This window comes from Labrys sp. F242 (assembly GCF_057813875.1).
Genome location: NZ_JBVASG010000002.1, coordinates 75023 through 86650 on the forward strand (window position 1 = coordinate 75023; position 11628 = coordinate 86650).

General features: G+C 64.9%; 9 protein-coding genes. 5 read left to right on the forward strand and 4 right to left on the reverse strand.

The features are described from left to right. Positions 1–52 precede the first annotated feature (52 nt). Positions 53–1447: a TIGR04222 domain-containing membrane protein gene (locus tag ACZYTC_RS15930; protein ID WP_441773317.1), complete on the reverse strand. Its 1395-nt coding sequence runs from the start codon at positions 1445–1447 to the stop codon at positions 53–55. Positions 1448–1913: 466 nt separating this feature from the next. Between ACZYTC_RS15930 and ACZYTC_RS15935 the strand changes: the two genes are divergently transcribed. After that, positions 1914–2426 carry a TlpA family protein disulfide reductase gene (locus ACZYTC_RS15935; protein WP_441773318.1) on the forward strand — a complete coding sequence of 171 codons (513 nt, stop codon included), beginning with the start codon at positions 1914–1916 and terminating at the stop codon, positions 2424–2426. 56 nt (positions 2427–2482) lie between these two features. Here ACZYTC_RS15935 and ACZYTC_RS15940 read toward each other — a convergent pair whose 3' ends face one another. Next, a complete protein-coding gene (locus ACZYTC_RS15940) occupies positions 2483–4912 on the reverse strand; it encodes a coiled-coil domain-containing protein (protein ID WP_488990048.1) in 2430 nt (809 codons plus the stop codon). 205 nt (positions 4913–5117) lie between these two features. Here ACZYTC_RS15940 and ACZYTC_RS15945 point away from each other — a divergent pair, with 205 nt between their 5' ends. After that, positions 5118–5420, forward strand: coding sequence for a hypothetical protein (locus tag ACZYTC_RS15945; protein WP_149252314.1), 303 nt, complete (start codon positions 5118–5120; stop codon positions 5418–5420). Here the strand turns inward: ACZYTC_RS15945 and ACZYTC_RS15950 are convergent. Next, positions 5414–6568, reverse strand: a complete 1155-nt coding sequence (locus ACZYTC_RS15950; RefSeq protein ID WP_488990049.1) for a helix-turn-helix domain-containing protein — start codon at positions 6566–6568, stop codon at positions 5414–5416. The two genes, ACZYTC_RS15945 and ACZYTC_RS15950, sit on opposite strands and share 7 nt — an antisense overlap. 138 nt (positions 6569–6706) lie before the next feature. On the opposite strand from ACZYTC_RS15950, the gene ACZYTC_RS15955 reads away from it, so the two are divergent. Continuing rightward, positions 6707–7423: a hypothetical protein gene (locus tag ACZYTC_RS15955; protein ID WP_441773321.1), complete on the forward strand. Its 717-nt coding sequence runs from the start codon at positions 6707–6709 to the stop codon at positions 7421–7423. A 60-nt stretch (positions 7424–7483) separates the two neighbouring features. Here ACZYTC_RS15955 and ACZYTC_RS15960 read toward each other — a convergent pair whose 3' ends face one another. Further along, complete coding sequence (locus tag ACZYTC_RS15960; RefSeq protein WP_434959512.1) at positions 7484–8140, reverse strand: TetR/AcrR family transcriptional regulator; 657 nt, start codon at positions 8138–8140, stop codon at positions 7484–7486. Between the two features lie 327 nt (positions 8141–8467). Here ACZYTC_RS15960 and ACZYTC_RS15965 point away from each other — a divergent pair, with 327 nt between their 5' ends. Then, positions 8468–9799 (forward strand): HlyD family secretion protein, encoded by a 1332-nt coding sequence (locus tag ACZYTC_RS15965; RefSeq protein ID WP_488990050.1) that lies wholly within the window; start codon positions 8468–8470, stop codon positions 9797–9799. 218 nt (positions 9800–10017) lie between these two features. After that, entirely contained in the window at positions 10018–11598 is a 1581-nt protein-coding gene (locus tag ACZYTC_RS15970; protein ID WP_434959510.1) for a DHA2 family efflux MFS transporter permease subunit, read from the forward strand. Positions 11599–11628: the final 30 nt, after the last annotated feature.

Consider the following 11628-nt stretch of genomic DNA (forward strand, 5'->3'; position numbering starts at 1 on the left):
TCCCTCTCCCGGCCGGCAGAGGGATGAGAGATCACCGATCCGACTTCGCCTCCTACCCGCCGCAGCCTCCACCACCGCAACCACCACTGCAGGAGCCGCCGTCACTGCTGCCGCCGGTATCCGCGCTGACCTCGAAAGCTATGGTGGAAGGGCTGGCAAGATAGAGGGAAAACGACGTCAAGCCGAGGCCTGCCAAGCCGGCATCGCCATGAAGGGCAACCCAATCTGTTAAGGCAGGGCTGTCGGCTGCCGGTTTGCCGCGTGTCCGGTGGGCTCGTTCGGCCTCCTTCAGCGCACGCTGGCCGGCCCAAGTCCTCATCGGCTTGCGCTTTGCCGTGTTGACGGCCAGCATCGCCGTCACGACGAGGCAACACAAGAGGAAGCCGATGGGACGCCCGACGGCTATACCGTGCCAAAGTCGGGTCAGGCCGAGCAGAAACAGCGGCCCAATCACCAGATAAGGAAGCTGCCTCGCCCTAGCCAATTCCGCCTGGCCGGGGACGAAGCCGGCAGCGATCAGATCCCGCCGGATCGGTTCGGCCTCGCGCTCGATGGCAACGGACTCGACACGCCATGGGCCGTCGGCCAACCGCTCGCCGATCAGCCGCTCCAACGCCGGCGCTTGCGGCGAAACCGGGCGCAACAATACGGCATCTCCCGACTGAATAGCGACGGTGCCGTCGACATAGAGGCGGGTCATCGCAGTTTCGAAGACCCGTCTGGTACCGCCGGCAAGAAAGGCGAGGTGATAGAGTTCGAGTACCCTGCTGGAGGTTGCCGGAGGAGAAGAGCCTTTCAATGCGTCCTGCAGGGCGCGGCTGAGCAGGATGGCACCTGCCAGGAGCACGACATAAAGCGTCAGGAAGCCCGGCCCCTGCAGGGCACCGGGGCTCGAAGAGTTGTAGATGGCGGCACAGCCCGGCACCGCCAGAAGAAGGGCCAGGAAAGCCAGGGGCTTGACGGCGCGCTTCAGGAGCCCTCGCAGTCGCGGCAGCAAGGCCTGCCGGCCCGACCGTGCCGAATCCATGGGACCCGCCGCATCCGGTTCCGGCCAGATCTCGGCCGGCGGCTCCTCGCCGAAGAAACGGCGGTAATCGGCGAGCGTCTGCCGGTAGAGACGGTCGAAGTGCAGATCCTCCGCGATACCGCCGCGGCCCGGCTCGTGATGGAAATCGCGCTGCAGCACGTCGCGGCAGAACTCCCCCCAATAGCGCCTGGTATCGATCAGATGCAGGTGCCAGGCTTCATCCACCGCCCGCGAGGGACAGGCGCCATGTCCGTTGGAAAGGGCGATGGCAACGAAGCGCTTATATTCGAAAGCGACGCGGCGGGCCTTGTCATGGCTCCAGCCGCACTCGGCCGCCAGCCTTGTCGTGAAGGGGATGGCATCGTCGGGCTTGTCGAGCGCATAAGCCTCGAGCCGTGCCCGCAGCAGGGTGAAAGCCATCTGGTCCCCGGCTTCGGGGGACTTCAAGGTCGTTTTGGTTTCACCGGCATCCGACAAGAAGCACCGCAGCGGTTCTGGGGACTTCACAGTCATTATATCATAGGGCGCGGGCATAGCTATCCCGCTCGCCGAAATGCAATTCAAAATGAAGCAGAATGGACTGATCTTCCGGTCTCAGGCCGGCATTTCCATCCTCCCAACGCAGTGATTCCATGCCGGTCTGAAGACCGGCACACCGCAAGACGCGCTTCGGCTGTTCCTCGACACTCTCATTAAGAATTGCTGCGTCGGAACTTGTTGCCCTGCGGATAGTCCAAGCCTGTTCGCAATCGCCTCCGGTCAGTTGCCAAAGTCACTGCCCAACCTATGGTGGCCCAAGCCTCTTGCGATTTGACGACGTCACCGTGAAGCGCAGGAACGCCGCGAAACAAAGAGCCTGAGCAAAGCATCGCATGGGAGAATCGTCATGATTGGCCGCAGGGCATTCCTGGCGAGTATCGCCGCCAGCCTGGTGACATCCGCCCGTGCCCAGGAAGCGGCTGCGCCGGATGCGAGCGGCACCGTGCTCGGCTCCTTCCAGGTAGAGCCCCTGTCCGGCCTGGCCGATATCCCCGCCCCCACGCTCGAAGCGCTGCAGGACCAGGTCACCGTCCTGAATTTCTGGGCCTCCTGGTGCGAGGCCTGTCGGGAGGAGCACCGCTATCTCGTCGACCTCCAACGCAAGGGCATCCGCATTGCCGGCGTTGCCGTCCAGGATCGAAACGAGGCGGTGCTGCACTATCTGGAGAAGGCAGGAAATCCCTACGGCCTCGTCGGCATCGACAACAAGCGCGAGCTCATCACCATGCTGTCCTTGCGTTCGATCCCTCAGACCTTCCTGATCGGCCGGCGTTGCGAGGTCGTCTGGCAGACGGATGAGGGTCTCGACAACGCGCTGGTGGCCGAGCTCCTCGGCAAGATCGAAGCCATCAATGGTTAGCCTTGCCGTTCTGCGGCCCTGTGGATTGCTTCGTCGCGATCAAGCCTGCGCCTTCCTCACAGAGCAGCCACCTTGCGCCGGATCTCGGTGATCTCGTCGGCATGATCGCCGCTCTCGGAGAGAAGGCCGATCAGCGCTTCATAGGCGTCGGCCTGGTTTTCGACCGTGGCCCCGCGCAGGTGTGCCAGCTTCTCCAAAAGCTCGATCTGGCGGCGGCGCGTGGCAATGGCAGGTTCGGTGCGGCCCAGGCCCTGTTCGGCCCTGGCGATCTTGTCGAAGATGCGGGCACGCCGGTTAAGGAGGCTGTTGTTCTCAGGGTCGTCGGCGAGGCTCCTGTCGCTCGCTTCGAGCGCCTTGCCGAGATGGGTCAGCGCCGCCTGGTATTTGCCGGCCTCCAGATAGGTGTCGCCGATATTGATGCTCGATACTGCCAGGAAATCCTGGTCGAACCTCTTTTCGCCGAGCTTGTCGAGATGGGCGAGATTGGTCGCCTCCGCTCGCTTGTAATGGATCAGCTTCATCATGGTGGAGCGCGCCGCATGGCCCATCGCCACCTGGATCGCCGACATCGCCTCATAGGAGCCACCCTTATCGGGGAAGCGTTCGAGCAGCGTCGCTCCAACCTCAGCCCCTTCCTGGTAGCTGGCCTGCGCGCCCTTGTCGTCACCGACATGGCGCTGCTCGTCGCCGAGGTCGCGCAGAGCCCAGACATAGTCGTCGAGTTCGTCGAAGCCCGACGGTTTCTTGTCCTTCAACTCGCGCCGGATCTCCACGCGCTTGCGGGCCTGGTCGAGTGCTTCCTTTTCCCGGTTGGCCGTATCGAAGGCGTCGGAAAGGTCGCGATAGGCTCGTGCGAGATCGTCCAGGCGGCCGGCCCGCTCGGCGGGATCGCGCACCAACGGCTCGCGCAGGGCGACCTCGCGCTCCAACAGACCGATGCGCGGCGCCTCGATGCCGGCCTCCTCCAGACGCTTGGCCGTTGAATGCAGTGCATCGGCGATCTGCAGGCGCAGGCGTGCCCTCTCCTTCTCATCCAGCCCGTCGAGCGCCCGCAAGCGAGCCTCGTCGGCATAGCCGATCAACAGGCGCGCATGGGCGTCGACATCGAAGCTGCGGGCATCCCGCCGGCCGAGGTCGAACAGGTTTCGCGCCGTCGCGAAAAAGCGCCAACTCCGCTCCCCATCGAACGGCGCGTCCGCCAGTTCGGCCAGGGATTGACGATAGCGCCGCATCGCTGCCTCGATCTCCCCCTTCGCCTGGTAGCGGGCGGCGATCATGTCGCGCAACTGTGCCCGGCGCTCGGGCTCGGCAAGAACGGCGAGCAGCTTCGTCTCGATGGCTTCGGCCGCGGCCACCTCCTGTTTGTCGATGCGCTCGCCCGCCAGCGTCACGCCAGCCAGGATGAGTTCGTCGCCACTGCCCAGGGCCGGTTCGCCCTGCGTCCTCGAACGCAGCCGCGCCAGTCCCTCGACGAGAGTGACGGCGGCGCGGACCGGCTCGGTCTTGCCCTGCGCCGTCGCCCTGACCCGGTAGCTGGCGACGAGAGCCTGGACCTGAATGGCATCGGGGCGCGGCGAACCCGGCGCCGGCTCGGCCAGGGCGGCGAGAGCCCCAGCGTCGGCGAGGGCCAAGGCTGTCTTGTCGGTGAGGTTGCGTTCGTCGGCCCGGGTCGTCAAGGCGCTCACCAGGGACCTGCGCGCCTTCGGATCGGCGGGCGCGACGATGGTCCAGCGGCGGCAGATCTCGACGAGGCGGTCATACCGGCCCTTGTCATAGTAATTGTCGCGCAGTGCCTCGACCAGGAGCGGGAAGCGAGCCGGATCACGCGGAGCCCGTTCGAGTCGGGCGGAAAAGGCTTCAATCGCCGCCCGCAACATGGCGGCCTGGGCCTTGCCGACATCACGATCGTAGTCCTCGATCGCCTCGTCGAGATCGAAGACCGCCCGGCGGGCGATCAGGCCGGCCAGCAGGTCGGCGTCATCCACCGTCAGTCCGGCCTGTCCACCACGCGTGCCACCGCTGCGCAGGCTATGGATGTCGGCGAGTGCCGCCTCGATGAGTGCCGTGATCCTGGCGTCGGCCTCCTCCCCCTCGGCATCGATGGTGGGAATGCTGAGCAGGCGTGCCAGGGCCGCGACCATCGGATCGCCCGCCTTCCCGGCCTTGGCGAGGAGATCGGCCAGGGAGGCGGCGATGGCCGCCTGCTTGCGGTCATCGCCGCCCAGCACGATCAGTTCGAGCCTGGCAAGGTCATCCGCGGGATTGGCCTCGAGAACCTTGCCCAGGCGCTCGATTCGAGCCTGCCGATCCTTTTCGTCCATGTCCTGGAGGATGGTGAGCGCCGTCTGATAGGGCAGGCCCAGCGCGGTCTTGCTCGTCGCCGCACAGGCGGCCAGGCCCCCTGGACAGGGTGCAGCGACGGCCGGCGACGCCACGAAGGTCAAGCCCAGAACCAACCAGACGCCAACTCGCCACCCGGACCGCATGCCACCCCTCCGCAACTGCAAGACGTTACGTCATCCTGGCGGCGAAAGGAAACAGGAGCGTGACCCTGGTTCAGGGGGCAGCAAGCCGTATCTCCAAGCTGTGTTTCCAGGTGTCGAATCGCACGGAAACGGCGGGGCGGCGGTGGCATTGTCATCCCATCAGAGCAAGCGCAGCCCGCGCAAGAAGAGAGATGGGAACGAGACGATGTTGAAGAAGATCCTGACCGGAACCCTGGTTGCCGCCACGCTGGCCGGTACTGCCATTGCCACCACCGGCACTGCCGAAGCCCGTTATGGTCGTGGTGGCGCCTTCGCCGCCGGCGCCGGCATCGGCCTGCTGGGCGGCCTGCTCGCCGGCTCCGCCTACAACAACAGCTATTATGGCGGCGGCTATTACGACGAATACCGCCCCGTCTACTATCGCCAGTATCGCCGCTGCACCATCCAGAAGCGCTGGGTCGAGGACTACTATGGCGGCCACTGGGCTCGCGTGAGGGTCTGCTACTGAGTTGCGTTGCGTTCGAGTTGCGTCAAGTCGCGTTGCGTCATGTTGAGTTGCGTCATGTTGAGTTGAGTTTTGGGGCCCCGCCACAGCGGGGCCTTTTGCTTGTTCGCCTCGGCATTCCCGGCCGGCGCGGCACGCTGCCCTCGCCGCCAGGCGACGGGGCTTACGCCGGTAAGGCGCAGGAATTCGCGGTTGAAATTGGACTTGCTGAGAAAGCCGGCCTCCATCATCACCTGGATGATGGAGGTGTCGGTCGAAGCGAGCAGGCGGCAGGCCTCCTCGATCCGGTATTTGTTGACGTAATGCGACACGCTCATACCGTGAATGCGGTTGACGGCCGAGGAGACCCTGCGTGCCGGCAGGTTCAGGCGCCGGGCAAGCCGCCCGAGATTGAGATCGACATCCTTGTAGAGCTGACGTCCCGCCATCAGCGTGTCGAGCGCCTGGGCCACCGCCTTGTCCTCGTCGCTGCCCGGCCGGACGAGCGGTTCGGCCGCCGGGAGCTCGGCCTCTTCGGCCGGCGCCGCCGATCCCGCCGAGGCAGCGGCCACTCCCAGCACCAGCAGCACCACGACATTGCCGCCGGACACCATGGCCTCGGAAATGGCGCCTCCCATCCAACGCATGTCGAGGCTGATGACGGTATCCATCAGCCCGGAGAGCAGGCAGGCCACGGCGGTGATCTGCAGCGCGCGATAGGACCGCAGCACGCCGTCCAGCCGGGGCGCTATCAGCACGTCGGGGCCGGCCAGCGCCAGCCGGGACAGGGCGAGGCCATAGCCGAGAAAGGCCAGGATGACTACGAGGTCGATCGACATCGATGAGATCGTAAAGAGCAGTCCGACCAGGCCAGCGGGCACGAGATGGGGCCAGACCTTGGCCCAGCGCAGTACCGGACCTTCGCCGGTGAGACCGCGGAAGGCAAGCCAGGCCAAGGCAGGCGTCAGCGCGGCCAGCATGGCCTGCAGCGGGATGAAGATCCTGATCCCATAGCCCCAGCGCAGGCCGAGCAGCACGGAGAGCACGGTGAAGCCGAGCAGGAGCAGGAAGAAGGCATTGTCGCGCCAGGGACGATCGTCCTGCCGCGCCATCTGCACCAGCAGGATGGCAAAGAGCAGCGCGCTGACGAAGGGCAGGGGCAGGAAGATCATGAGGTGCTTCCGGAATGGGAGGAATCTACACCATTTCTGTCCTCGATCACGTTCGGATTCGTCCCCGATCGCAATCGAGGTCGCCGGATGAGGCGATTTCCGGCTCCGTCTTCCTGTCGCGCCACACGGGAGACAGCCATGAAAGCACTATTAGTCGCCGCCGCCCTGTTCATTACTGCCGGCTGGATGGCCCCAGGCGGAGCGCGCACCAGCCTCGGTGAAGTGGATGCCGGCTCGGTGAGGTCGGTGGTTGTCACCGGCCCGGCGGGCCTGATCCAGCTGACCGCCAGCCGCAACGGCCCCTATCGCGCCGAGTTGCGCAGCCGACCGGATAGCTGGTTCGCCTTCTGGCGATCGAGCTGGAGTGCGGGTGGCTGCGAGAACGCCGGCTCGATCCGCCTGGTTGGCACCGAGCTGCGGGTCGACACCGGCAATCGCGCCTGGTTCGGCGCCTCCGATTGCCGTCTCGACCTTGACGCCACCCTGCCCGAGGGTGTCGCCGTCTCCATCGAGCAGAATGCCACCTCCAGCCGGCTGTCGGGCAACTTCGCCTCGCTCGACGTCGACAGCAGGGCCGGCGACATCGCGCTGGACGGCCATGCGCGCACTGTTTCGATCGAGGGCAATGCCATCCGAGCCCGCCTCTCCTATGCCCGCGTCGACCAGGACGAAAGCATAACCCTCGGCGGCAACGCCATCGATGCGGAGCTGCGCTTTGCCGGCGCGGCGGCGGTGAATTATGCGGTAAGCGGCCATAGCTCGCTGGTCGACAGCACCCTGCCGAACAGACCGGGCGTAAAGCCGGCCATCGCCATCAAGGGTGATTTCCTGCGGGTGCGCATCGCCGGAGGGTGAGTGCCGACAGGACGGGTTTTCGCCCTCTTCGGCGTCCCCGAGATGTAAGGGCGAAGCCCTCTACTTCCTTACGCCATAGGCGGCCATGAACACCCTCACGGCTGACTGTGCCACCTCACGGATGCGATCCTTGGTCGGCGGCGTGTTGTTGGCCATGAAAAACATCGGCTTCAGCAAGGGGCCGTGCGACATTTCCAGGAACTGGGCGGCGGCAAGCTCGGTATCCTCGATGGCGAGTTGGCCAGCGGCCACGCGCAGATCGAGATATTTAGCCAATTGCTTGCGCGAGTGGCCAGGCCCCGCATTGTAGAAATGGGCTCCGATATCGGGCATGCGTTCGGTGATGCCCATCACGGCGCGCATCGCCGAGATGATGCGCGGCTGGCAGATGAAGGCGGTGATCGCGGCGGAAAGCTCCAGCAGCGTGCCTTCGACGTCGGGGGAGTTGTAATCGAACTCGAAGATGCGCTCGACATGGGAGGAACGCTCCTCGTCGACGATCGCCGCGAACAGGCGCTCCTTGTTCTCGAAATAGACGTAGAGAGTGCCCTTGGAGACGCCAGCCTCCTTGGCGATGTCGTTCATGCTGGCGCCTTCGAAACCATGGGCCAGAAAGACGCGACGGGCGCCATCGACGATCTGGCGGCATTTGGCGTTGTCGGCGGCCGGTGGGTCGGTAGCCGGCTCTTTCGCGGGCACCGGGCTTTCGGCGAGCATGGCTGGAAGTCCCCAAAAAATGACTGAACCGTTCGGTTCGATTTTTATTGCGTATCGCAGCGCAACATGATAGTCAACGAAAACTGACTGAACCGTTCGGTTCGAACCTAACAGTCCCAGCCAGACGGTATTGATCTTGTCGACCGGAGCGAAACGCGTTTCCCTGGAAGCGAATTTTACTCTAAGCCTTTGTTTTAATGCATATTTGCGATCCTTGGCATAACCACCCAAATCGTAGAATGCTCCGGGGCAAGATCAACACGGTCTGGTTTTGCAGACAACTTATCCGAGTTGTCCAGGGGCGCCTCACCTTCCGGTTGGGAGATTATGATGGACGCAGCTCGCGACCACAATGCCGTGCCGGGTGGCCAGGGAGCCACCGGCTCTGCCGATGTTACCGACAACGTCGTGACCCTGGAGCGCCAGCGCACCGACGCGCCGGAAGCGCCCGAGACCAAGAAGACCGAGCCCCAGAAGACCGAGGCTCCTGCGGCTCCGGCGCAGACCAAGCCTACCGCCGCTGCCGGCAAGAAGAAATCCAAGGCCCGCACCGTCCTGCCGATCCTGCTGGTCGTCGCCCTCGCGGCGGGCGGCTGGTACGGCTATGACTGGTGGACCAATGGCCGCTTCATGGTCGAGACCGACGACGCCTATGTGCAGGCCGACGTCTCGACCCTGGGCGTCAAGGTCTCGGGCTATGTCGACAGCGTGCCGGTGCAGAATGGCGACAGCGTCAAGGCCGGCGACGTCATCGTCAAGCTCGACGACACCGACTATCGCACCGCGCTCGAATCCGCCAAGGCCAAGCGCGTCACCCAGAACGCCACCATCGCCCGCATCGACCAGCAGGTCGTGGCCCAGCAGGCGGCGATCGAAACCGCCAATGCCGGGGTCGCCTCGGCCAAGGCCGGCATCGAATCGGCGCAGGCCGGCATCGACTCGGCCAAGGCCGAGATCGTGCGCGCCAATGCCGCCTTCGAACGGGCCGACACGCTGGCCGCCCAGAATTTCGGCTCCAAGGCCACACTCGACCAGGCCACTGCCGACCGTGACAAGGCCAATGCCGGTCTTGCCAGTGCCAATGCCACGCTCACCAATGCGCAGGCGAGTCTCAACAGCGCCCAGGCCAACGTGATCGCGGCCAAGGCCAATCTCGCCGTGACGCAGGCTCAGAAGGCCGAGGCCGAGCAGGGTGCCAAGGAGCTCGACGTCGCCATCGTCAAGGCGCAGAACGATCTCGACGCCACCGTGGTTCGCGCCCCCACCGACGGCGTGGTCGGCAACCGCGCCGCCCAGCCGGGCCAATATGTCTCCCCCGGCTCGCGCCTGATCGCGCTGGTGCCACTCAAGAGCATCTACATCGCGGCCAACTTCAAGGAAACGCAGCTCGGCCCGCTGGTATCAGGCCAGAAGGTGGAAGTCTCGGTCGACTCGATGGACGGCAATACCTTCGAAGGCGTCGTCGGCAAGTTCTCGCCGGCCTCCGGCTCGATCTTCAGCCTGCTGCCGCCCGAGAACGCCACCGGCAACTTCACCAAGATCACGCAGCGCGTGCCTGTTCGCATCGAGGTGCCCGCCGACCTCGCCCTCAGCGGCAAGCTGCGCCCCGGGCTGTCGGTGGTGGTGACGGTCGACAGCCGCACCGGCCCGAAGGGGTAGTGCCACGAGAAAGCCTTCTCCACGCAGTGGGGAAGGTGGCCCGGCGAGGCCGGGTCGGATGGGGTGTGGTCCGCTCGCACGCCCTATCCGGATAAGATCAACGAACGACCCGCACCCCATCCGGCATTTCTTCGAAATGCCACCTTCCCCATTGTGTGGAGAAGGCTTTCGCGCGCTTCGTCCGGCAAGGATGCGGCGAAAAGGACCAGGAGGCCGCCATGGCCACCGCAACCGCCACTGCCATTCCGGCACCCGCCGACGACAAGATCGACAAGCGCAAGCTGATCGCCTTCCTGGCGATGGTGTTCGGCATGTTCATGGCGATCCTTGACATCCAGGTCGTCTCCGCCTCCCTGCCCCAGATCCAGGCCGGCCTCGGCGCTTCCGGCGACGAGATCCCCTGGGTGCAGACGGCCTACCTGGTCGCCGAAGTGGTGATGATCCCGCTCTCGGGCTTCCTCTCCCGCGCCTTCTCGACGCGCTGGACCTTCGCGGTGTCCTGCGCAGGCTTCACCGTCATGAGCTTCATGTGCGGTACCGCGACCAACATCAACGAGATGATCATCTACCGCGCGCTGCAGGGCTTCATCGGCGGCGGCATGATCCCGACCGTGTTCGCGGCCGCCTTCACCATCTTCCCGCGCTCCAAGCAGGCCATCGTCTCGCCGATGATCGGCCTGGTGGCGACGCTCGCCCCCACCATCGGCCCGACGGTCGGCGGCATCCTCACCGATGCGATCTCCTGGCACTGGCTGTTCTTCATCAATGTGGTGCCGGGGGTGATCGTCACGCTGATGACCTTCTCCATGGTCGATTTCGACGAGCCAGACCTGTCGCTGCTCAGCAATTTCGACTGGACGGGCCTGATCTCGATGGCGGTGTTCCTCGGCGGCCTCGAATATGCGCTGGAAGAAGGGCCGGGACATGACTGGTTCGCCGAGACGCCCGTCCTGGTGATGTCGGTGCTCGCAGCCATCGGTGCCCTGGTGTTCTTCGCCCGCGTGCTGCTGGCAAGGCAACCCATCGTCGATCTCTACGCCTTCAAGGACGGGAACTTCGCCACCGGTTCGCTGCTTTCCTTCGTGCTGGGCGTCGGCCTCTACGGCCTTACCTATCTCTTCCCCGTCTATCTTTCCGCCGTGCGCGGCTATGATTCGCGCATGATCGGCGAGACCATGTTCGTCACCGGCCTGTGCATGTTCTTCACCGCGCCGATCGCGGGCAACCTCACCCGCTTCGTCGATCCGCGCCTGATGATCGCTGGCGGCTTTATCGGCTTTGCCGCCGGCACCTGGATCATGACCGGCATCACGCATGACTGGGATTTCTACGAGATCCTGCTGCCGCAGGTCCTGCGCGGCGTCTCCTTGATGATCTGCATGGTGCCGATCTCCAACATCGCCTTAGGCACCCTGCCCCCCGCCCGCATCAAGAACGCCTCCGGCCTGTTCAACCTGATGCGCAATCTCGGCGGCGCGGTGGGGCTTGCCATCATCAACACCTCGCTCAACAAGCGCCAGGACCTGCATCTGTCGCGCCTGGGCGAGGCGGTGAACTGGAGTCGCGACAACGTCCTGCAGGCCTATGACAACATGAAGGCGGGCTTTGCCGCCTTCGGCGCGGCCGCCGACCAGATGACCGTCGCCAGGCTGGTCAGCCTGATGCGGCGCGAGGCGTTGGTGATGGCGTTTTCGGATGTGTTCCTGCTGCTGACGCTGCTGTTCGGCCTGCTCAGCCTCTCCGTCTTCATGCTGAAGAAGCCGCAGATGGCGGGCGGCGGCGGTGGGGGCGGGCATTGAGGAATTGGGAGGCTGGTCCGAAGACCGGCC